The organism is Proteus sp. G2618 (assembly GCF_009915995.1).
Classification (GTDB): domain Bacteria; phylum Pseudomonadota; class Gammaproteobacteria; order Enterobacterales; family Enterobacteriaceae; genus Proteus; species Proteus terrae.
This window is the reverse complement of the sequence record NZ_JAABNI010000014.1, coordinates 338,578-360,295: the sequence shown is the minus strand read 5'-3', so window position 1 is coordinate 360,295 and position 21,718 is coordinate 338,578. Positions and strand designations below refer to the sequence as shown.

General features: G+C 37.4%; 21 protein-coding genes. 13 read left to right on the top strand and 8 right to left on the bottom strand.

The window, feature by feature from the left end:
• Positions 1-49: 49 nt before the first annotated feature.
• Together GWJ01_RS07175 and GWJ01_RS07170 are read left to right on the top strand one after the other, a co-directional pair.
• Positions 50-406 (top strand): DUF1283 family protein, encoded by a 357-nt coding sequence (locus tag GWJ01_RS07175; RefSeq protein WP_109402928.1) that lies wholly within the window; start codon positions 50-52, stop codon positions 404-406.
• A gap of 53 nt (positions 407-459) precedes the next feature.
• Positions 460-696: a DUF1161 domain-containing protein gene (locus GWJ01_RS07170; protein ID WP_109402929.1), complete on the top strand. Its 237-nt coding sequence runs from the start codon at positions 460-462 to the stop codon at positions 694-696.
• A gap of 277 nt (positions 697-973) precedes the next feature.
• On the opposite strand, the gene bioD is transcribed toward GWJ01_RS07170, so the two are convergent.
• From bioD to GWJ01_RS07155, 3 genes are all read right to left on the bottom strand, one after another.
• Positions 974-1,645: a dethiobiotin synthase gene (gene bioD / locus GWJ01_RS07165; protein ID WP_075673816.1), complete on the bottom strand. Its 672-nt coding sequence runs from the start codon at positions 1,643-1,645 to the stop codon at positions 974-976.
• Positions 1,646-1,840: 195 nt separating this feature from the next.
• Positions 1,841-3,052 carry a sugar metabolism global transcriptional regulator Mlc gene (gene mlc / locus GWJ01_RS07160; protein ID WP_098942944.1) on the bottom strand — a complete coding sequence of 404 codons (1,212 nt, stop codon included), beginning with the start codon at positions 3,050-3,052 and terminating at the stop codon, positions 1,841-1,843.
• 128 nt (positions 3,053-3,180) lie between these two features.
• Entirely contained in the window at positions 3,181-4,095 is a 915-nt protein-coding gene (locus GWJ01_RS07155) for a LysR family transcriptional regulator (protein ID WP_088495664.1), read from the bottom strand.
• Between the two features lie 125 nt (positions 4,096-4,220).
• On the opposite strand from GWJ01_RS07155, the gene GWJ01_RS07150 reads away from it, so the two are divergent.
• From GWJ01_RS07150 to tus, 3 genes are all read left to right on the top strand, one after another.
• The gene (locus tag GWJ01_RS07150) at positions 4,221-5,504 is read left to right on the top strand and encodes an MFS transporter (protein ID WP_109402930.1); all 1,284 of its coding nucleotides are present in this window, start codon (positions 4,221-4,223) and stop codon (positions 5,502-5,504) included.
• 103 nt (positions 5,505-5,607) lie between these two features.
• On the top strand, positions 5,608-5,790 hold the full coding sequence (locus tag GWJ01_RS18700) for a hypothetical protein (RefSeq protein ID WP_202611118.1): 183 nt from the start codon (positions 5,608-5,610) through the stop codon (positions 5,788-5,790).
• Between the two features lie 165 nt (positions 5,791-5,955).
• A complete protein-coding gene (gene tus / locus GWJ01_RS07145; protein ID WP_109395483.1) occupies positions 5,956-6,885 on the top strand; it encodes a DNA replication terminus site-binding protein in 930 nt (309 codons plus the stop codon).
• An 8-nt stretch (positions 6,886-6,893) separates the two neighbouring features.
• Here the strand turns inward: tus and GWJ01_RS07140 are convergent, their stop codons facing one another.
• Both GWJ01_RS07140 and fumC read right to left on the bottom strand, forming a co-directional pair.
• A complete protein-coding gene (locus GWJ01_RS07140; RefSeq protein WP_109395482.1) occupies positions 6,894-7,253 on the bottom strand; it encodes a hypothetical protein in 360 nt (119 codons plus the stop codon).
• 75 nt (positions 7,254-7,328) lie between these two features.
• Complete coding sequence (gene fumC / locus GWJ01_RS07135) at positions 7,329-8,726, bottom strand: class II fumarate hydratase (protein WP_100158199.1); 1,398 nt, start codon at positions 8,724-8,726, stop codon at positions 7,329-7,331.
• A 580-nt stretch (positions 8,727-9,306) separates the two neighbouring features.
• Between fumC and GWJ01_RS07130 the strand changes: the two genes are divergently transcribed.
• Entirely contained in the window at positions 9,307-10,986 is a 1,680-nt protein-coding gene (locus GWJ01_RS07130) for a YdgA family protein (RefSeq protein ID WP_161710892.1), read from the top strand.
• 85 nt (positions 10,987-11,071) lie between these two features.
• Here GWJ01_RS07130 and GWJ01_RS07125 read toward each other — a convergent pair whose 3' ends face one another.
• Complete coding sequence (locus GWJ01_RS07125; protein WP_109402932.1) at positions 11,072-12,040, bottom strand: hypothetical protein; 969 nt, start codon at positions 12,038-12,040, stop codon at positions 11,072-11,074.
• Positions 12,041-12,712: 672 nt separating this feature from the next.
• On the opposite strand from GWJ01_RS07125, the gene add reads away from it, so the two are divergent.
• Both add and GWJ01_RS07115 read left to right on the top strand, forming a co-directional pair.
• Entirely contained in the window at positions 12,713-13,714 is a 1,002-nt protein-coding gene (add, locus tag GWJ01_RS07120; protein WP_109402933.1) for an adenosine deaminase, read from the top strand.
• A gap of 137 nt (positions 13,715-13,851) precedes the next feature.
• Positions 13,852-14,304 (top strand): hypothetical protein, encoded by a 453-nt coding sequence (locus tag GWJ01_RS07115; protein WP_193528613.1) that lies wholly within the window; start codon positions 13,852-13,854, stop codon positions 14,302-14,304.
• Positions 14,305-14,400: 96 nt separating this feature from the next.
• On the opposite strand, the gene GWJ01_RS07110 is transcribed toward GWJ01_RS07115, so the two are convergent.
• Complete coding sequence (locus GWJ01_RS07110; RefSeq protein ID WP_161710891.1) at positions 14,401-15,390, bottom strand: bile acid:sodium symporter family protein; 990 nt, start codon at positions 15,388-15,390, stop codon at positions 14,401-14,403.
• A gap of 22 nt (positions 15,391-15,412) precedes the next feature.
• Positions 15,413-16,456, bottom strand: coding sequence for an oxidoreductase (locus GWJ01_RS07105; protein ID WP_109402935.1), 1,044 nt, complete (start codon positions 16,454-16,456; stop codon positions 15,413-15,415).
• 131 nt (positions 16,457-16,587) lie between these two features.
• Here GWJ01_RS07105 and GWJ01_RS07100 point away from each other — a divergent pair, with 131 nt between their 5' ends.
• The 5 genes from GWJ01_RS07100 to rsxD all read left to right on the top strand — a co-directional run bounded on the left by GWJ01_RS07100 (position 16,588) and on the right by rsxD (position 21,712).
• Entirely contained in the window at positions 16,588-17,055 is a 468-nt protein-coding gene (locus GWJ01_RS07100) for a DUF2569 domain-containing protein (RefSeq protein ID WP_088495674.1), read from the top strand.
• Between the two features lie 94 nt (positions 17,056-17,149).
• Positions 17,150-17,731 (top strand): electron transport complex subunit RsxA, encoded by a 582-nt coding sequence (rsxA, locus tag GWJ01_RS07095; protein ID WP_006536930.1) that lies wholly within the window; start codon positions 17,150-17,152, stop codon positions 17,729-17,731.
• Positions 17,731-18,357 carry an electron transport complex subunit RsxB gene (rsxB, locus tag GWJ01_RS07090; protein ID WP_006536931.1) on the top strand — a complete coding sequence of 209 codons (627 nt, stop codon included), beginning with the start codon at positions 17,731-17,733 and terminating at the stop codon, positions 18,355-18,357. Before rsxA ends, rsxB begins: the two co-directional genes overlap by 1 nt.
• Positions 18,350-20,629, top strand: a complete 2,280-nt coding sequence (gene rsxC / locus GWJ01_RS07085) for an electron transport complex subunit RsxC (protein WP_161710890.1) — start codon at positions 18,350-18,352, stop codon at positions 20,627-20,629. The genes rsxB and rsxC overlap by 8 nt, the downstream gene beginning before the upstream one ends.
• Positions 20,630-20,635: 6 nt before the next feature.
• Entirely contained in the window at positions 20,636-21,712 is a 1,077-nt protein-coding gene (gene rsxD / locus GWJ01_RS07080) for an electron transport complex subunit RsxD (protein ID WP_109402916.1), read from the top strand.
• The last annotated feature ends 6 nt before the right edge of the window (positions 21,713-21,718 follow it).

Below are 21,718 nucleotides of genomic sequence, written 5' to 3'. Positions count from 1 at the left end.
ATAATAGTCATTGAGAGCAATAGCTACATAACTTTAGAGGATAGCAACCATGATAAACACACTAACTAAGAAACAAGTCATCAGAACCATTGTGTTCTCCTTATTTCTTGGTTTATCAGTGTCTTCTTTTTCTTCTGTTGCCGCTTCAACTAATGTAACCATTAATGGCGATGGCTATGACAATGTCTTAGATAAAGAGCAAGCTCGACAAATGAAAGAAGACTGGGATCAAAAGCGGGAGCTTCGTACCCAAGTTAATCAGCGAGAAAAAATCGAATTTAATAAAATAGATAAAGCCATTGATGAGCGAGATGCTTGTCTAAAAAGTGCGAATGTCTATGCATATTGGGAGCCTGAAACGCGTCGATGTTTAGACAGTAATACTGGCCGCCCTGTTAACCCGTAAGAAAGTTGTGTAAAACAATGATGTTTTACTCCGTAAAACAAGGAGAGAATGATATGAAAAAATATGTATTTGCAGTAATGGCCACTCTGGTTGCGCTTGCACCTTTAGCCGCGAATGCGGGATGTGATGAAGTCGTTGAGTCTATTCAACAAAAAATCATTAATAATGGTGTACCAGCCACTAACTTTACTTTAACTGTTGTTGAAAACGACCAAGTTGCACAAGCAGATGGTAAAGTTGTCGGAACTTGCGAAAATGATAGTAAGAAAATCATCTATACTCGTCATTAATCTATAGTTGATAAAATCTTGTGATTAAAAAAGGGCGCAATATGAGCGCCCTTTTTCTTTGCTACTGTTTATCAATGACTATTCATCTGATTTATCTGTATTTTATCTTATTTAGCTTCAATTTTGTGTGTTATTTTTATCATTAGTTATACTTGAGGCGAAATCAGAAAAAACAAAAACACCCAATGAGTTTACTCATCAGGCGTTTAAAAGTAACAAGTTTGGTATCGTTTAAAAACAGATAGCAATCCACTTCGTTACTTATTTGTATTCTCTCTTAAGCGGGTACAGCGATTTCCAACTGACTTAAATCGAGGTAACAAGAGAGATCACGTTCTTCAGGACGTAACAAATACGGGATTTCACCAATCAGAGGTGCAGGAATATGCTGAGACAGCCTTTCCACAATTTTCGCGTAATAAGGTAATCCTGGATTTATTCTGTTCGCAACCCAACCTACTAATTTTACACCATCGTTGATAATAGATTGTGCTGTTAATATTGAGTGATTAACACAGCCTGGTTGAATACCGACAACCAAAACAACTGGAATTTGTTCTTTTACCACCCAATCAGAATAAAAGGTATTATCATCGAGCAGATAACGCCAACCGCCATTACCCTCGATAACAACACACTCTGCTTTTTTACTTAAACTGTCGAGCTCATTTGAAATCTTATTAAAATCAATTTCATTTTCGCTAACATAACAATTATCAAGCAAAATAGGATTAATTTCGTCGTAGCGAACTTCAACTGGCGATGAATTATGAATAATCATAGCGTCACGATTACGCTCACCATCAGCCGTTTCATGTAATTCTGTTGCAATAGGCTTATAACCCACTGCCGTTGACCCGCCACGATTTAATGACTGAAGAAGTGCTCGGGTTACAACAGTTTTACCCACGTTGGTATCTGTCCCCGTAACAAAAAAGCGTGTTAACATATAATTTACTTCCGTTATGACAGATAAATCAGGTTCATAAAAAATGACAGAGATTAGAGTTTAGGGTAACACTGTTTATGGTGGCTTGAGATAGCTCAATTTTTTAGTTAATTGGTCAAAAATAGAGAATTCGTTAATGATCAATTGACAGATTTACGCCTGAAAAATACTTTTGTTACGATTTTTTCACTTAACCTAGCCTTGCATCAACTCAATTAACAAAGAGCCATTGTAGAGAGCTTCTTTTACAAGCGAAGCCGCAGGCAATGTTCCTTTGTTTCTTAACTCCGTTTCTTCAATAATTAAAGACTGCGCATAACGTGGCATAACGTGATGTTGAACTTGGTTTAAGATCAAAGGAAAAAGAATGGATTTGGCTCGACAAAGCGGCGAGCCAATTAATATCTTTTGCGGATTAAAGACATTAATCATGACCGCCAAAATAAAACCTAATCGTTGAGCAACTAAATTAACAATTTCAAGTGCTGGTTTATCACCAACTAATATTGCATCACACAATGTTTCTACAGTAATAGGATATTTGTTCAGCAACGAAGTCGGATCTTCTTGAGCTAATAATTGAGCTTTCTTAATTAATTGAGGAATAGCAATTTCTGTTTCTAAACACCCTTTTGCCCCGCAATAACAGCTATTTTGAGAGTCGATAACTTTAGTATGTCCAATTTCAACGGCGCTATGGCTGTTAGAGTGTAATGTTTTTCCATTGCTTATCACTCCAGCACCAACAATATCATCGATAACGATTTGCAGAACGTCTGAATTGTTTTTTGCCGCACCATATAACGATTCGGCCATTGTCCATGCAGTTACGCTATGTTGTAAAAATACAGAAACACCTGTTTTTTCATGAATTTTATCGGCAAGTGGAATGTCTTTAATATTATAATAAGGTGAGCTATAAATAACGCCACTAATAGGATCAACAATGGCATTCATTGTAATGCTAATTGCCGTCAATCTTTCAACACGAGATTGATAACGTTCGAAGAATTTATCAATTGCAACTAAAAAGTGATTAAGAAAATCATCGCTATATTCTTTGGGAAAATCGAATGTATCCTCAGTAACCAACTTGCTATCTAATTCTCTTAAACTAAAAAGCAAGCTACCTTTGTTGACACGGATACAGAGAAATTGCCAACCTTGGCTTTCTAGTTTTAATCCAACTGCAGGCCTGCCACGAAATCCCACATCTGGGAACTCTGTTTCATGAATAAGGTGTGCTTCAACTAATTCTCGTGTGATCTTAGTAATACTTGCTGGTGCAAGCTCTGCCTTTTTTGACAGTGAAATACGAGAAATGGGGCCATGTTCATCAATCAAGCGAAAGACTGTGCCAAGATTAAATTGTTTTACGTGATCGATGTGGCTAGGTTGGTTCCCCATTAAATGCATCCTTAATTAAGGAGCCATAATTAATTCGAGGCTCCAAATAATTCATTACCGATTATGTCGTCAATTTATGATAATTGTACAATACTTACATAAAAAGCGTGATCAAAAACACAGATAAATCAAGATTTTTGGTGATCTAAGATATTTTTTAATAGTAATTGCGTTAATCGATTCGCTGCCGCTGGAATGGCTCGCTTATTATGAGAAACTAACCAAACCTCAGAAAACGCCTGAGAATTTGCAAAGTGTAGATAATGCACGCCATCGACTTTCATTCGCGTAAATGATTTTGTTACGATCGAAATACCAAGCCCTGCGGCAACCAATCCTAAAATCGTCATGGCTTCACCCGCTTCTTGTGCAATAGTTGGCGTAATTCCTGACAAACTAAGCAATTGAATAATCTCATCATAAAGAGCCGTACCAACATCCCTTTCAAAGAAAACAAAAGGATATTGCCCAATATCTTGAATATTGACGCCCGTTTCTTTGTAAGCAAGTAAAGGATGCCCTTCATAAACCGCTAAAATAAAAGGCTCACGAAACAATAGCTGGTGGTGCAAATTTTCGGGTAACGTCGTATTTCGCATGATCCCCAGATCAATACGTCCTGTCAGTAACGGCGATATCTGTTGTTTTGTATTCATTTGATGCATATGAATACCGACTTCAGGATAGTTCTCTCTAAATTGTCGCAAACTCAAGGTGACTAAATGCATAAAAGGTGTCGTTGAGGTAAAACCAATTGAAATTTCACCTAACTCACCTTTTTCCATTCTAGCGGCGCGTGTTGCGGCTGCGTTGACCTGTGCCATAATTTGATACGACTCTTTTAAAAACATTTGTCCTGCGGGTGTTAACGAAACAGAACGGTTAGTTCGTTCTAATAACCTAGCGCCTATTTCACCTTCAAGCGCTTGTATTTGTTGGCTTAAAGGAGGCTGAGAAATATTTAATCTTTCTGCTGCTTTACCAAAATGAAGCTCTTCTGCTACGGCAATAAAGTAACGTAAATGCCTAAGTTCAATATTCATATTTCTCTCATATCATCATTGATACTTTAAAAGTCTTATTTCTAATGATTAATATATTAGACAAAAAAATCAAATATTTCTAACATTGACATAAATCAAATTTAAGTAATGGAAGTTTAATCAATATGGATACTCACGAAATAGACAGTAAAAGTATGAGCTTAGGCACTGATATTTCAGACAATACATCAAGTATAGAAAAGCCTGCTCATCGCCAATCTAACCCTAAGCACTATATTCAGCGTGATGATGCGCTGTATATAAAAGTGACAGTGTCATTTTTTATGGTCGGTTTAGCGACATTCGCCTTACTCTATTTTGTGCAACCCATATTGCCGGTATTATCTAACGAATTTTCCGTCAGTCCTGCGACCAGTAGTCTAGCACTCTCCCTTTCAACCGCTTTAATGGCGTGTGGATTATTGATTACAGGCCCACTGTCAGACGCTTTTGGGCGTAAAAATGTCATGGTCATTGCATTGTTTTGCGCTGCGTTCTTTACATTATTAAGTGCAACTATGAATAGTTGGACAGGTATTTTAATTACACGGGCTTTAGTTGGACTTTCATTAAGTGGTGTAGCCGCAGTGGCAATGACGTATTTAAGTGAAGAAATTCATCCTGCTTATCTCGCATTATCAATGGGTTTATATATTAGTGGTAACTCTATTGGGGGAATGAGTGGACGCGTTATTACAGGGGTATTAAGCGATTATTATTCTTGGCGTCTATCTGTTGTTATTCTCGGTATTTTTGCCCTTTTTGCTGCGATTACTTTCTGGAAGATATTACCGGCTTCACAGCACTTTAGACCGACAGCATTAAAACCTCGTAATCTTCTTATTACCACTAAATTGCATTTTAGAGATAAAGGATTGCCTTTGTTATTTATTGAAGGTGGTTTATTGATGGGCGGTTTTGTCACTTTATTTAACTATATTGGCTATCGTTTATTAGATGCACCTTATTCATTAAGTCAAACTACTGTGGGGCTGATTTCTATCGTTTATTTAAGTGGTACTTATAGCGCATCCAAAGCGGGCTTATTAACGACTAAATATGGATTAGGTAAAGTCTTTATTGCTGGGATTGCAATGATGTTAATCGGTATATTGATTACCTTGATTGAATCACTTCCCGTTATTTTTATTGGGATGCTTATCTTAACGACAGGTTTCTTTGCTGCACATGCTGTTGCAAGTAGCTGGGTTGGCCGCCGTGCAAAACGAGGACGCGCCCAAGCCTCCTCACTTTATCTCTTTACTTATTATGCGGGCTCTAGCCTTGCAGGTACAGTGGGTGGATTATTCTGGGTGAGTTTCGGTTGGCTTGGTGTAGGATTATTTATTGCCCTTTTAATGTTAACTGCCTTATTAATCGCATTACACTTAAACAAAGTTGCCCAGTAAGGTTATTGATAAAGTGCAAAAGCGGATTAACACGGTTTAATGTTGTCGATTTTGCACTCCTTTCTTAAGGTATAGACTTATTCTTTAAGAAGGAACAACAATTATGCCTATCATAAAATTATCTATTACTCTGCTGTTTCTCTTTTTTACCTCTCTTACGAGTGCGTTTACAGAACACTGCCCACCAACAAAACCAGATTGTGATGTTATTCATGATTCATTAGTACAACTGAATGAAAAACAGACCGAAGTTGATTTAAAAACCATCAAACAATCCTCTTTTTAGGAAAAACATCATCCAAATATGCCCTTTTTACGGTATACTGTTTATTTATACAGTATACCGTATTTTTGGCATTTTCCTCTGTTAAGCGATGTACTTTTCACTGAAGCTAATGTATTGTTTTAAACAAAGGCCATTTGTATGTTGTAACTAAATAAGGATATTAAGATGAGTCGATATGATTTAATTGAGCAATTCAATCTCTGTTTTCAGCAATTAGAAACTGAGATTAAAACACTAACTGATGTGTTGAAAAATCTAACCTTATTGCCATCAGCCGTATTTGAATTGCCTGAAGTGAGCAAAGAAGAAGAACATGATGAGGTCGTTCGCGTTACAGTGTCACCCAGTTATAATGAAGAAGCTAGAGAACTCACTTTAAAGCTAATAGCGAATCTCTTTATTTATGACAATGCCCCACACATCAGTAGTAAACGCGCTATCCGTTTACCCGGTGTGCTCTGTTTTAGTACGAATAATCAAACTTTTAAGTCTGTAAAAGAACATGTTGAGAAAATTAATTTATTAAAAAAACAGCTTTCAGATATTGTCACTAAAGAGTCTGGCATATCGAAGGAAGAGCGTTTTGATTTTGTCCATAATCAGCTAAAAGGTTTAATTACGCTGAATGCTTATCGTACCCTCACCCTTTTGTCTGATCCAGATACTGTGCGTTTTGGTTGGGCGAATAAGAATATTATTAAGAATTTAACGCGTAACGATGTTTTGGCTCAATTAGAAAAAAGTCGTGAAGCCAATCGCGCAGTGCCACCTTATACTAGTGAACAATGGGCTGAGCGTATTGATAAAGAGATCACTACCCTTTCACAATTACCTGAAAATGCAAAACTAAAAATAAAGCGTCCTGTCAAAGTGCAACCTATTGCTCGAGTTTGGTATTCAGAACTTCAAAAACAAGTGCAATATGCGTGTCCCTTGCCTTTATTAGCTTTCTATATTGATAAAGAGAGCGACTTTAAACCTGTTATTGGCGAGCTTCCTGATTATGATGCCGATAATATTCAAATTCGCCATCGCCCTAAAGCTAAAAAGCTACAATTAATTATTCCAAGAATGCATTTGTACATTGAAGAATAGATAATATCTTATTTTTCAATAAGTTTAATTGAACTACCTTGAAGGATTTGGAGAAGATAATCATTAAGCTGAACAAAGTGATTGTCTTCAATATCTAAATGGATCGTTATCACCACATTGTTTTTTAGTGCAAGGGTAATATTTTTTCGATCAAGCGTAATTTTTTCAAGTGTATTAATGGCTTCAATATCAGATAAATGAGTCATTAAACCAATCGAATTATCGATATCTTCACCTTCTTCGTCAAATCTTGAAAGAATAATGAAATGATCAGGAGAAACTGCATCATCCCCTATTCCAATAATGGTGACATCATCTTCGACATAGCAATTAACTTCCGTCGCCGTAAACGTAATTTCTTCAGTCATTATTTTTCCTATAAGATCTAAAAATCCCGCCATTATGGCGGGATTTAATATCGGCTAACTAAGTGTATTTAACACTTATTTTTTCATACTACCAACCATATCTTCTGGACGTACCCAGCTATCGAACTCTTCCGATGTAAGGTAGTTCAGTTTCAGTGCGGATTCTTTTAGCGTTAAGCCTTCTTTATGCGCTTTTTTCGCGATTTCAGCGGCTTTATCGTAACCGATATGAGTATTTAACGCAGTCACTAGCATTAATGATTCATGCAGTAGTTTATTGATACGCTCACGGTTTGGTTCAATACCAATTGCACAATGCTCATTGAAACTGCGCATACCATCAGCCAGTAAACGGACTGATTGTAAGAAGTTGTCGATGATCATTGGACGATAAACGTTCAGTTCAAAGTTACCTGATGCACCACCAATATTAATAGCAACATCATTACCCATCACTTGAGCACATAACATCGTTAATGCTTCACATTGTGTTGGGTTAACTTTACCTGGCATGATTGAACTACCTGGTTCGTTTTCTGGAATAGCGATCTCACCAATACCACAACGAGGACCAGAAGCTAACCAACGCACATCATTAGCAATCTTCATTAATGAAGAAGCTAAACCTTTTAATGCACCATGTGAATGAACTAATGCATCACAAGTTGCTAATGCTTCAAATTTATTAGGAGCCGTTACAAAAGGCTGGCCTGATAATTCAGCAATACGCTTAGCAACACGAACAGCATATTCTGGATGGGTATTTAACCCCGTACCCACAGCTGTACCACCTAGCGCTAATTCACAAACATGGGGAACAGAATCATCGATATGTTTGATGCTGTGCTCAAGCATAGCAGCCCAACCGGAGATTTCTTGACCTAATGTCAGTGGTGTCGCATCTTGCAGGTGAGTACGACCAATTTTAACGATATCATGGAAAGCTTCTGCTTTCTCTTTGAATACTTTCAGCAGTGATTTTAATTCTGGCAGTAAATCCTGACGTAATGCAATAACAGCAGCGACATGCATGGCAGTTGGGAACACATCATTTGAACTCTGACTTTTGTTAACATCATCGTTCGGATGGATTTTACGTTCCATGCCACGGATACCACCAAGTATCTCACTACCACGGTTAGCCAACACTTCATTCATATTCATGTTTGATTGAGTGCCAGAACCGGTCTGCCAGATTGCTAATGGGAATTCAGTTGGGTGTTTACCTGCAAGCACTTCATCTGCAGCTGCGATAATTGCATCAGCGCGCTCTTTTGGTAATAAGCCTAAATCCATGTTAACACCAGCGGCTGCTTTCTTTGTGATAGCAAGCGCATGGATAAGTGCAACAGGCATTTTTTCAACTGAAATACGGAAGTGTTCAAGAGAACGCTGCGTTTGAGCTCCCCATAACTGGTCAGCTGGTACTTCGATTTGTCCCATTGAGTCTTTTTCAATGCGAGTGGCTGCCATTTCAATCTCCTTAAGTACACAGAATAATTGATTAATTCCGAATCACTTTCTAGTAAATAACTCGGATTCCAGTATCATGCCATAAACAGAATAATAAATATGAGAGCTAAAGCGAGCTTATGAAATTTATAACAGAATGAAATCTGTTGATTTTTTGGAGAAAGTACGATTAGCAATCTTATTTTATTGCCAATGTTATTATTTAAGCTTTCATATTATATCCACACTTATTATGAGCCTTTATTATTCATCATAAATAGAATCACATCACAATTAAATATTGTCTAAATCTAAAAATGAGTAAGAAAAAAGAGTTTTTAGTCCTTATTTAAATTATCTTATAAATCATATTCATTTTGCTTTAAACTCATTACGTTAGCGATTAACTAAGTAAGTTCTGATTGCGATTTTATTCCACTAAATCTATATTTACGGTTAATATAGATGGCGATGTATATATGTGGATTATCTATATTTAAATTTAGTAAAATTTATCACCAATTTATCGGGTTGTTTAAGGGTTACAAAACAGCCTTTATAACGTACATCGCCAGATGTACACAGAGGATGAACTAGAATTATGAAGAAATCGCTTGTCGCTGTTGGTGTTATCGTCGCACTAGGTGTTGTTTGGACTGGTGCGTCGTGGTACATGGGCAGTAAAATTGAAAGTCGCTTACAGGAAGAAACGAAACTAGCTAATGTCCAATTGGCACAACTTGCTAAAAATGCACAGTTTGGTGCTGATGTTAAACTTGAAATTCGTGACTATAAGAAAGGGGTTTTCACCTCTAATGCAGACTTTGCTGTCGTGATTTCACAAGATGCTAGTGATGCAGACCAAGAGAAAAAAGTAGAAGAAGTTGTCTTCTCTACTGATATTGACCACGGTCCATTCCCTCTTTCTGATCTGGCTAAATTTAATTTGGCACCAAAATTAGCAGCAATGAATAATACGTTGGTTAATAACAACACAACAAAAGATTTATTCAAGCTAACTAAAGAAAAATCTCTTTTTAACGTTCACACCTCTTTAGCTTTCGATGGCTCTGTATCTGGTGATGCAACATTAAATCCTATCGATTTTGCTGAAAATGGTGGCACAGTTAAAACAACACCATTAACTGTTGAGTTCTCATCAGATAAAAATGCAACAAACTTTTCAACCAAAATTAAAGGTGATCAAGTTGTTGTGACTAAAGATGGTGAAGAAACCTTCACAATCAAGAATATTTCAGGTGCTATTGCTGGAACAAAAGTTAATAACGATCAATACCTATTTAATGAACAGTTATTAAGTTTTTCTGAAATTGCGCATACCAGCAAAGACAAAGCATCTGATTTCTCACTGAAAGATGTTTCTCTTACAACAAAAAGTGATATCAAAGATAAGCTCTTTAATATCTCTCAAACTTATTACTTTAAGTCACTGAATGTTGCGGGGCTCGAATTTGGTGCAGGTAAATTCGGCTATTCTATTGATAAAGCTGATCCTGATGCGATGTTGTTATTAACTAAAGTTTATAACAACTCATTGTTACCATGGAATAAAAACCATTTTGATAATTCAGAAATGGTTGAACAAGCCGTTCGTGATGTTCTGGAGAAAGGCTTAGTTTTCCGTATCGATGAAGCTTCTTTAACTAATAAAAGCGGCGCAAGTAAGTTAACCTTTAACTTAGATTTAAATGCTTTTAACGTTAAAGTTTTAGAAAACCAAGAGAAATCACCAGCAGAGTTATTTAACTATCTGTTTAAAAACATTGATTTCAATATTGATTTATCTCTTCCAATGTTAGCTGAATTCCGTAACACCACTCAATATCTTGACGCGGCTCGTTACCAAGAAACCGCATTAACCGATGCTGAGAAAAAAGAAATCGAAGTAGCAACAGCTGCTGACGTTGAGCAGTTAAAAACTGAATTACAACAAAATATCAATCAAATCTCTCAAGATGAGAAAGATGCATTACCACTGATGTTACTTGCACAAGACGGTAATGCATTAAGCATGAAACTGAACTATGCTGCTGATAAATTTACCATGAATGGTAAAACCTACACTTTTGATGAGTTTATGGATGTCACTCAAGCTCCTCAAATGTTAGGTTTAGCTGCAATGTTATTCGGTATGGGCGCATCATCTTACGATTACGATGACTCTGATTATTCAGAAGATGGTTATCAAGAAGAAATGACTGAAGATCCTGCTATCATCGAAGAACAAGAAATCTTAATTCCTGAGCAACAACCAGAATAAGCTCAATAATTAAATTTCTATTAGAACCTTAAATAGAACACCCCATTGTAAATAGCACTGGGGTGTTTTTTATATTACCGCTTAATTAACAATCACAATCTTTAGCGGGAGTATGATGATTTTTCCATTCATCTTTACAACATGAATCAATGGTTTTGTTAATTATTCCAGCAAGCGTATTTACTGTTGAGATAATAGAGGTTAATTGCTCACAGACATGCTTGCAATTGGTCTCTTTCTCCTGGGGTTTAGGAATATTAGGCGGAGTTAAGCTATCACAGAGGATCTCTTGCAATACTAATGAAAACTTAGCGATACCTGTTGTGTAGATATAAGAACGCCCTCCTGTTTGCTTCGCTAAGCGTACATACTCTTTTGTAATACTGTCTCTATCAGCAATACTTGGGAAACGATCTAAATTAGTCATTCTATCGTCAGGTGTACCTTGGTAGGTGTACACTTTAACTTTCTCGTGCTGAGCAACAGCTATCGCTTCATTATTTTTTATCACAGCAGCATTAGTAAGAACACCTCCGCCACCTTCCATACCTTCATCGCCCAACACAAAAATGGCACGACGCGCACCATCACGCCAATCAAAGTGCTTACTTAAATCAATCACAGCACGACATAAATCCTCTTTATTACCCGCATGATCACGACCGTCAGCCTCTTTAAACGGCTTTCTTGCCTGTAAACGATTTTCAGGAACACCCAATGCTTTTAAATAATCACTGGCTGATTGATCAAATTTAGTGTCATCCCATGTGCCTTCTATACCTAAAAATGTGACCCGAAGTTTTGATGGGCATTTTTCTGACGCTTCTTGTATTGCTGCATCAACTTCTTTACTCAAATCCGAAGATTCATCAGACATTGAACCACTTGTATCAATAACAACAACCAAATCCAATGCAATCGCACCATCGCCAGTAACGACTTGAGAACCATAAGTAAGATTATTTTCTGATGAAGGAGGAAGTAAGGTTGAAGCCAACAAATTTTTAATTTTATTATTTCTTTTTTCAATATTTAAATCAGAATTATCATTCATAATTATTAGCCTTAAATTTAAATAATAAATTAGCATTAAAAAGTCATAATGTAATGACTCCATTCAATTAAATAGTTATATTTAACGAAGAAGCATTATGGCTTTAATTTCTTTTCCTTTATTACTTATTTAATAATACAGATGTTTTATTTTTTATTTTATATAAAACTGAATAAATTTAAATATAACTAAATTTTAATATTATGCTTTTATGAAAAACATCTTAAATACTTTAGCTAATAAAATTAAAAAAACACACAAAATAGGTAATTTATTGAATAACCAAATGAAAAATTAATATCTTGGCTATTTTTTCTGTTCGTTTATCCCTGAGCAACCTATCAAAACAATTGATAGAATATTTCAATTGTAATGACAGCCCTATTTTTAGATAAAAAACCAATGTATCAGTTAGTTTGATAATACGCGTCAATTACATTGAATATTGTAGCTAATAAATAGGCAGCCCTATTTTTCATTTTTTACTTTTTAACTTGAAATTGAGAAAAATAGTCATTTTTAGCTTCAGAAATAACCAATTTATGTTTATTTGTTAGTGAATAAAATAAAAATAAGTCATAATAACCCGCAACTATTTTATAACTTACCGATTATAAGAAAATCACTATAAACGATAGATTTTCATTATTTCTATTAAAAGGAAAATAACACGTGATTGACACACAGTTGCCTTTAACCGATTTACATCGCCATTTAGATGGTAATATCCGTCCTCAAACAATTCTAGAGTTAGCAAAACAGCATAATATTGCGCTACCAGCTTATGAATTAGAAGCATTGCGCCCTCATGTGCAAATCACAAAGAATGAGCCAAGTCTTGTTAGCTTTTTACAAAAATTGGATTGGGGTGTGGCGGTTTTAGCCGACTTAGATGCATGTCGCCGTGTTGCTTATGAAAACGTGGTAGATGTGGTGAATGCGGGTATTGATTACGCTGAACTGCGTTTTTCTCCTTACTATATGGCAATGAAACATCAACTTCCTGTCGAAGGTGTAGTGGAAGCTATTGTTGATGGCGTACAGAGTGCATTGCAATCTCACGATGTAGACATTCGTTTAATCGGTATTTTAAGCCGTACCTTTGGTGAAAACGCCTGCCAACAAGAACTCAATGGCTTGCTAAAACATCAAGATAAAATTACTGCACTTGATTTAGCGGGTGATGAATTAGGTTTCCCTGGTCATTTATTCCAACCTCATTTTAATCGTGCCCGTGACACTGGCTGGAATATTACTGTTCACGCAGGTGAAGCTGCGGGTGCAGAAAGCATTTGGCATGCGATTAAAGAATTAGGGGCAAGTCGTATTGGTCATGGTGTTAAAGCTATTGAAGATCCACGTTTAATGGACTATCTCGCAGAACATCAAATTGGGATTGAGTCTTGCTTAACATCGAACATTCAAACCAGTACTATCAATTCGTTAGCAGAGCATCCTTTAAAAATATTTTTAGAGCATGGCATTATCGCCTCTCTTAATACCGATGATCCTGCGGTTGAAGGTATTGAGCTAAAACACGAATATACCGTTGCTGCACCGGCTGCTGGATTAACGCCTGAGCAAATCCGCCAGACTCAGATTAATGGCTTAAAAATGGCATTTATTAGCCAAGCAGAGCGTGACGCATTAATTAAGAAAGTCAGCTCACGTTAATATTTTATATAGCTTTTTGATTAAAACCATCTGTTAATCAGATGGTTTTTTTATATTTATTGAAAATAGATGGAATTCTTAATAATTCTTAGACTAAAATTAATTTTCAAGGGGTTACTTATTATTAAGGAAAATCTATGTGGAATATTCATCCGACAAGAGGTCAATATAGATTATTAGCACAGTATCTATCACCACTTGATGCCTCTATTGAAGCAGGCTTTCTTCAGTCAGAAGGTATTGATGCTATTCTTTTAGATGAAAATATTGTTTGGAATAACCAAGTGTATGCTCAAGCTACTGGTGGCGTAAAACTACTGGTTAACTATAAAGAATTTGAGCAAGCGCAAGCAATTCTTAATGAACTTTACCAAGGAAAATATAATATTAACGACCAGTTAGAACCCATCGATTGTGAATTAAAAGTTGATGTGAAAAATAATAAATCTGATTATTTAAATATGGGTTTTGTTTTCTTAATTTATCTTGTATTCGGCTTACCTCTTCCCTTTAAATCTCAACAACCTTCATTAACAGATAAAAAAGAAAATAGTGACCATAACAAGAATGATGCCCCTTATAACAAATAAAAAAAGCACCGATAAAAACTAAGTCGATGCTTTTTCTTATTTATGTAATTATCAATATTTAATTAATATTATTGATTACCCACCAGCTTAAATACGTTATTTCTTTTCAGCTTCTTTAGATTGATTAGCGTAGCGCTGTGCTAACACAGCACAAACCATTAATTGGATCTGATGGAATATCATTAGTGGTAATAACATTACCCCAACAGTCGCTGCAGGAAATAACACATTCGCCATAGGTACACCATTTGCTAAGCTCTTTTTAGAACCACAAAAAACAATAGTGATTTCATCTTCTTTATTAAAACCAAGCAGTCTAGCACTGTATACGTTCACGAAAATGACAATCGCTAACAAAATACAGCTCACTACTGCAATCGTTAGTAGCGACCAACCATCAATTTTATGCCAAATCCCTTCAACAACAGCCTCACTAAACGCAACATAAACCACCAGCAAAATAGAAGAGCGATCCGTTCTATTAACTAATTTTTTATGTTTATCAACCCAACGGCCAATTAAAGGTCGTGATAAATGACCAATAATAAAAGGTACCATCAGTTGCAGTAAGATTGATTGAATAGCCCCTGCCGTGTCGAAATCATCCGCAGAGCCTTGTGTTTGCATTAAAAAACCGACTAATACCGGCGAAAGAAAAACACCAAGAATACTGGATGCAGATGCACTACAAATAGCAGCAGCTACATTTCCCCCAGCCACAGAAGTAAAGGCAATGGCAGATTGAACCGTTGCAGGTAACGCACAAAGATATAAAAAACCCATATAGACTGTTGGTGACATCCATTCAGGCACAATAACTTGTAATCCTAGCCCCAAAATAGGAAAAAGAATAAAGGTACTAGCAAATACCGTAAGATGTAAACGCCAATGCCCAAGCCCTGCCAATATCGCCTCTCTAGAAAGTTTGGCACCATGCAAGAAGAACAGCAGTGCTATCGCTCCGGTCGTAAGATATTGGAACAGGACTTTAATATCGCCTTGTGCGGGTAGTAGGGTTGCTAGCGTCACCACACAAATCATAATCATGAGAAAAGGATCAAGTTTTAGTTTTTGCCACCAAGACATTAGATTTAACGCTCCCTTTTGCTTATAGCGTAATAGTTTGTTTTAAACGATTAGAAATTTCGCCAGCTTCAATCAAACGCATAATGGCTGTTGCTTGTATTGGCGTAACAGGATTTTCTTCACCCAATGTAATTGCACGATAAATTTGTTGATAGTAAGCGGGATAATCACCAGAAAGTGTAGTGAGTTTGGTTGTCTCTAACTCACCAGACTCTGACAATGTTGTTAACTCACCATCTAAACTATCCATTCCCCAATTATAAGTTTGATTAGGGAGATAACCGGCTTTTAAGGCATCTTCTTGGGTATCTAGACCATATTTAACATAACTGCCTTTTGTCCCATGAATAGCAAAAATAGGTGTTGGAGACGCAACTAACATAGATGCATGAAGAACGACTCTAAGATTGTCATATTCTAGTAATGCATGAAAGTAATCGGCATTTTTTGCATTAGGACGTAATTGAGCAATATCTGCAGTAATTGCTTTAGGTTCACCAAATAGGCAAATCGCTTGGTCAAGAACATGAGGCGCGAGATCGTACCAAAGTCCACCGCCAATTCCTGCATCTTCTCGCCAACGTTGACGCACTGTTGGACGGAAACGATCAAAATGCGCTTCATATGCATTGATATCGCCGAGTGTTTTATCCGCTAAAAGTTTTTTAACGGTTAAGAAACCGGAATCCCAACGACGATTATGAAAAACAGAAAGGAGTTTACCGGCATCTGTTGCTTGCTGAGTTAATTTTTCAGCTTCTTCCAGTGTCAGTGTAAACGGTTTATCAACAATAACATGTTTACCTTTTTCTAGAGCCTGTGAAGCCAGTGAATAGTGAGTATTATTCGGCGTTGGAATAATGATTAAGTCTATTGAGGGATCATTAATAAGTGCTTGAGGGTCTGCATAAACGGTAATGTGAGGAAAATCTTGTTTAACTTTATTTTCATCAGAGCTTGAAATTGCACTAAGATTTAAACCTTCGGTTGTTGTTATTAGCGGAGCATGAAAGGTTTTACTTGCATAACCATATCCGATAATCCCAACATTGAGTTTAATTGCCATAACCCTATCCTATTTTTATATGCTTTTTTATTAACAAAAATCACTTTCACTTTTGTAGCTAAATAAATAATAACAAAGTTTGTGATAATATCCTGTTTAGTTCTATACATACGAGTAGGAATAATTAATTAATGAAATTTGATCTCAAAGCAAACACGCAGAATAACCTTTCAGGAAAAGCGCCTATTACAGGGTGGCTGCTTGCGCCATTGGCTTATATGATCTTGTCAGTGATTGGTTCTGGGTTGATGTCTGTTTTGTATATTATTAAATATTTTTCAGACTTTTCGATCCTACACCAGCTTCCTTTTCATTTGATCTCAAGTTGGTATCTCTCCGCGTTAACAACATGGGTGATGTTTAGTTTTACGCTTTATCTACTAAGACAATTTTTTTATCGTGCTAAAAACTTTCCGCGTCTATTTATTTTTTGGTTGCTTATCAACTTACTATTAGCAATCAAGAGTTTTGGTTTTGCACCTGTTGACGACCAAACAGCATTACAATCCCTTCTATGGTCTGTTTTCTCGACTGTCTGCTTTGTGCCTTATATCAAGTACTCTAAACGTGTTCGTGAAACTTTCACACAAGTTCGATAACTTCACCCCTTTACCCTTGATATTATATACGCTTGTTTAGCCTCTTTATTTCAGGAGGCTTTTTGTTTCTCTGTTTAACAATTTTGGCATAACAATGACTGATTACTTGCTTCTATTCGTCGGCACCGTATTGGTGAATAACTTTGTACTCGTCAAATTCCTTGGTTTATGCCCATTTATGGGTGTATCAAAAAAATTAGAAACCGCTATTGGTATGGGATTTGCGACAACCTTTGTTATGACTCTCGCCTCGATTAGTTCTTGGCTGATGGATAATTTTATTTTAGTTCCTTTGGACTTACTTTATTTACGCACACTGAGCTTTATTTTAGTTATTGCAGTAGTTGTACAATTCACTGAAATGGTCGTAAGAAAAACAAGCCCGACACTCTATCGTTTATTAGGGATCTTCTTGCCTTTAATCACTACAAACTGCGCTGTATTAGGTGTGGCATTATTAAATATCAATCAAGCTCACACATTTATGCAATCTGCCGTTTATGGTTTTGGTGCAGCCGTCGGTTTTTCTCTTGTAATGGTATTATTTGCTGCAATTAGAGAACGCTTAGCCGTCGCCAATGTACCCGCACCATTTAAAGGTGCTTCAATTGGTTTAATTACCGCGGGTTTAATGTCTCTCGCCTTTATGGGTTTTAGTGGTTTGGTGAAACTGTAATGAATTCTTTATGGATAGCAATTGGCGTACTTGGTGCGCTAGGTCTTATCTTTGGGCTAATTTTGGGATATTCCGCACGCCGCTTTAAAGTGGAAGAAGATCCTATTGTCGAAAAAATTGACGCAATATTACCGCAAAGCCAATGCGGACAATGTGGTCATCCTGGGTGTCGTCCTTATGCAGATGCAGTCGCAAATAATGGTGAGATGATTAACCGTTGTGCACCGGGTGGCGAACAAGTGATGTTAAAAATAGCTGAATTGATGGGTGTTGATCCTCAACCACTTGATGGTGACGAAGAAGCATTAAATCCAATTAGAAAAGTCGCCTTAATTGATGAAGATAATTGCATAGGATGTACTAAGTGTATTCAAGCGTGCCCCGTTGATGCCATTGTGGGTGCCACACGTGCTATGCACACCGTTATTGAAGACTTATGTACTGGATGTGACTTATGTGTGCCTCCTTGCCCTACTGATTGTATAACTTTGGTTCCTGTCAAAGTCACAACCTCAAATTGGAAATGGGATTTAAATACAATCCCTGTAAAAAACATTCCAGCAGAGCCAGAAGAAACACCTGAAGATGAACCGTCATTAAAGACGGAGGATAACGCTCATGTTTAATCTCTTTTCACTATTTAAAAAAGATAAAATCTGGGATTTTAAAGGCGGCATTCATCCTCCTGAAATGAAATTACAGTCCAGTCGTACACCAATGCGTATCGCACAATTACCAGATGAAGTGATTATTCCTATTCATCAGCACTTAGGTGTACCGGGGCAACTTTGTGTCAGCGTAGGTGAGCATGTCTTAAAAGGCCAACCGTTAACAAAAGGGATTGGTAGAACATTACCTGTTCATGCATCTATCTCTGGTACAGTTACAACAATAGAACCTTTTCCAAGTACTCATCCTTCTGGATTACCTGAAATTGCAGTAAGAATTCAATCTGATGGTAAAGATGAATGGCGAAAAAAATCCCCTATCATCGATTATCAATTAGAAAGTAGAGATACATTACTTAACCGTATCCATGAAGCTGGTATTGCAGGATTAGGCGGTGCGGGATTCCCAACTGCATCAAAATTAAAAGGTGGTGGTGACCTCGTTAAAACACTCATCATCAATGCAGCTGAGTGTGAACCATATATCACAGCAGACGATCGCTTAATGCAAGAACATGCTGATGAAGTGATTGCTGGATGTCAGATCTTAATTCACCTTCTCTCTCCTGATGAAGTGTTAATTGGTATTGAAGATAATAAGCCTGAAGCCATTGAGTCATTAAAACACGCTTTAAGTGCTGTACCTGATGAGAAGCGTATTTTCATTCGTGTCATCCCAACTAAATACCCATCAGGTGGTGCTAAACAACTGACTAAGATCTTAACCGGTAAAGAAGTCCCATCAGGAGGACGTTCGTCTGATATTGGCGTCTTGATGCAAAACGTAGGTACGGTTGTTGCCATCAAACGTGCCATTATTGATGATGAGCCATTAATTGAACGTGTTGTCACAGTCACAGGTAATGGCGCTAAAACACCGGGTAACTTTTGGGCTCGTTTAGGCACACCTATTTATTCATTACTAAAACAAGCTGGTTTTGTTGCAGGCTCTGAGCAGATGGTAATTATGGGAGGGCCATTAATGGGATTTACCTTACCAGACTTAAATGCCCCTGTTGTTAAGATAACCAACTGCCTACTGATTCCTTCAGTCGAAGAGATGGATACAGATAACCTTGAAGAAGCCTGTATCCGTTGTGGTCATTGTGTTGATGCTTGTCCTAGTGGTTTATTACCTCAACAACTTTACTGGTTTAGTAAAGGTAAAGAGCATGAGAAAGCGCAACAACATAATTTATTTGATTGTATTGAATGCGGTGCTTGTGCGTTTGTTTGCCCTAGTAATATCCCGTTAGTTCAATACTATCGCCAAGAAAAAGCAGAAATACGTGAAATTGATGCAGAAGCAAAACGCGCGGCTGAGGCAAAAGCACGTTTTGAAGCGAAAAAAATACGTATGGAACGCGAAAAACTGGAACGTGAAGCCAGACATCAACGTGCCGTAGTTAAACTTGATGATGAAGAGCACGGTGAAGTTCAATCTGCACTTTCTCGCGTAAAAGCAAAACAAAGTATTGGCAAAATTATTTCTGTTAAAGCGGGTGAAGAGCCAGATAATACAGCCGCTATTGCTGCACGTAAAAAACGTAAAGAGGAAGTAAGAGCAAAACAAGCTGCTAAATTAGCACAGCAAAAAGCACTAGAAGCCTCGAGTGAGAATATAGCGAGTGAAAGCGAAGATGCTGATCCACGTAAAGCCGCCGTTGCTGCTGCATTAGCGCGTGTTAAAGCTAAAAAAGCACAACAAGCTTCTGAAACATCTTCAACTGTAGAAGCTCCTGTTCAAAATGCTGAAACAGAAGAAGTCGACCCACGCAAAGCCGCCGTTGCTGCCGCTATTGCCAGAGCTAAAGCTAAAAAAGCACAGCAAGCTTCTGAGACATCTTCAACTGTAGAAGCTCCTGTTCAAAATGCTGAAACAGAAGAAGTCGACCCACGCAAAGCCGCCGTTGCTGCCGCTATTGCCAGAGCTAAAGCTAAAAAAGCACAGCAAGCTTCTGAGACATCTTCAACTGTAGAAGCTCCTGTTCAAAATGCTGAAACAGAAGAATCCGACCCACGCAAAGCTGCTGTCGCTGCCGCTATTGCCAGAGTAAAAGCAAAGAAAGAAGCTCAGGCAAAAACAACAATTGATGAAACGCCTACGCAAAATGTTGAAGCGGAAGAATCCGACCCACGCAAAGCTGCTGTCGCTGCCGCTATTGCCAGAGTAAAAGCGAAAAAAGAAGCCGAACAACGTCGAGCTAAAGAAGAAGTTACCTTGGATTAATCACAGATGAAATTCAGACCAATACAAAATAACAATAGTAAATTAAAAATTGCGAGTTCACCTTTTACGCATAATCAACAGTCCACCAGCCAAGTTATGCTATGGGTAACATTAGCAACACTACCAGGGATCTTAAGCCAGATCTATTTTTTTGGCCTAGGAACCATTTATCAAATTGTGTTAGCGATTATCGTAGCGCTTGTGACTGAAACACTCTGCGTAAAACTCAAAAAAGAAGACCCTTTATTGTATCTGAAAGACAACTCAGCGCTACTAACAGGCGTATTACTCGCCATTAGTATTCCACCTCTAGCACCGTGGTGGATCATTGTCTTAGGTACTTTTGTTGCCATTGTTATCGCAAAACATATTTATGGTGGCTTAGGACAAAATCCATTTAATCCAGCAATGGTGGGTTATGTGGTTTTACTTATCTCATTCCCAGTACAAATGACATCATGGATGCCACCAGTTGAATTACAAACTGTCTCTTACAATGTAATGGATAGTTTAAGTATCTTCTTTACGGGACATACATCATCTGGCTTAACACTTGAAGATTTAAGACGCTCTGTTGATGGTATTACACAAGCAACGCCTCTTGATAGTTTTAAAACGGGCTTATTAACTCACTCAATTGATGAAGTGTTAGCGACACCTATTTTACAAGGTGAATTTGCGGGTATTGGCTGGCAATGGGTGAATGTAGCTTATTTAGCTGGTGGATTAATTTTGCTTTATAAACGTATTATTAGCTGGCATATCCCTGTTGCGATGATTTCTGTATTAGCACTATGCTCGGTTATTAGCTGGGGCATTGATCCTACACGTTACTCACAACCACTATTACAAATTTTCTCTGGAGCGACCATGCTAGGGGCATTTTTTATTGCCACTGATCCGGTTAGCGCCTCAACAACACCTAAAGGTCGTTTAATCTATGCAGGAATAATTGGTTTATTAGTTTGGGTTATCCGTGTTTATGGCGGGTATCCAGATGCCGTTGCTTTCTCTGTATTACTTGCCAATATCGCTGTACCTCTTATTGATAGCTATACACGCCCTCGTGTTTACGGACATTAATGCTAA

Excerpts from the sequence above, each read along its gene's own strand:
- GWJ01_RS07175 (WP_109402928.1), top strand. The coding sequence starts at position 50 with ATGATAAACACACTAACTAAGAAACAAGTCATCAGAACCATTGTGTTC.
- GWJ01_RS07170 (WP_109402929.1), top strand. The coding sequence starts at position 460 with ATGAAAAAATATGTATTTGCAGTAATGGCCACTCTGGTTGCGCTTGCA.
- bioD (WP_075673816.1), bottom strand. The coding sequence starts at position 1,645 with ATGTTAACACGCTTTTTTGTTACGGGGACAGATACCAACGTGGGTAAA.
- mlc (WP_098942944.1), bottom strand. The coding sequence starts at position 3,052 with ATGGGGAACCAACCTAGCCACATCGATCACGTAAAACAATTTAATCTT.
- GWJ01_RS07155 (WP_088495664.1), bottom strand. The coding sequence starts at position 4,095 with ATGAATATTGAACTTAGGCATTTACGTTACTTTATTGCCGTAGCAGAA.
- GWJ01_RS07150 (WP_109402930.1), top strand. The coding sequence starts at position 4,221 with ATGGATACTCACGAAATAGACAGTAAAAGTATGAGCTTAGGCACTGAT.
- GWJ01_RS18700 (WP_202611118.1), top strand. The coding sequence starts at position 5,608 with ATGCCTATCATAAAATTATCTATTACTCTGCTGTTTCTCTTTTTTACC.
- tus (WP_109395483.1), top strand. The coding sequence starts at position 5,956 with ATGAGTCGATATGATTTAATTGAGCAATTCAATCTCTGTTTTCAGCAA.
- GWJ01_RS07140 (WP_109395482.1), bottom strand. The coding sequence starts at position 7,253 with ATGACTGAAGAAATTACGTTTACGGCGACGGAAGTTAATTGCTATGTC.
- fumC (WP_100158199.1), bottom strand. The coding sequence starts at position 8,726 with ATGGCAGCCACTCGCATTGAAAAAGACTCAATGGGACAAATCGAAGTA.
- GWJ01_RS07130 (WP_161710892.1), top strand. The coding sequence starts at position 9,307 with ATGAAGAAATCGCTTGTCGCTGTTGGTGTTATCGTCGCACTAGGTGTT.
- GWJ01_RS07125 (WP_109402932.1), bottom strand. The coding sequence starts at position 12,040 with ATGAATGATAATTCTGATTTAAATATTGAAAAAAGAAATAATAAAATT.
- GWJ01_RS07115 (WP_193528613.1), top strand. The coding sequence starts at position 13,852 with ATGTGGAATATTCATCCGACAAGAGGTCAATATAGATTATTAGCACAG.
- GWJ01_RS07110 (WP_161710891.1), bottom strand. The coding sequence starts at position 15,390 with ATGTCTTGGTGGCAAAAACTAAAACTTGATCCTTTTCTCATGATTATG.
- GWJ01_RS07105 (WP_109402935.1), bottom strand. The coding sequence starts at position 16,456 with ATGGCAATTAAACTCAATGTTGGGATTATCGGATATGGTTATGCAAGT.
- GWJ01_RS07100 (WP_088495674.1), top strand. The coding sequence starts at position 16,588 with ATGAAATTTGATCTCAAAGCAAACACGCAGAATAACCTTTCAGGAAAA.
- rsxA (WP_006536930.1), top strand. The coding sequence starts at position 17,150 with ATGACTGATTACTTGCTTCTATTCGTCGGCACCGTATTGGTGAATAAC.
- rsxB (WP_006536931.1), top strand. The coding sequence starts at position 17,731 with ATGAATTCTTTATGGATAGCAATTGGCGTACTTGGTGCGCTAGGTCTT.
- rsxC (WP_161710890.1), top strand. The coding sequence starts at position 18,350 with ATGTTTAATCTCTTTTCACTATTTAAAAAAGATAAAATCTGGGATTTT.
- rsxD (WP_109402916.1), top strand. The coding sequence starts at position 20,636 with ATGAAATTCAGACCAATACAAAATAACAATAGTAAATTAAAAATTGCG.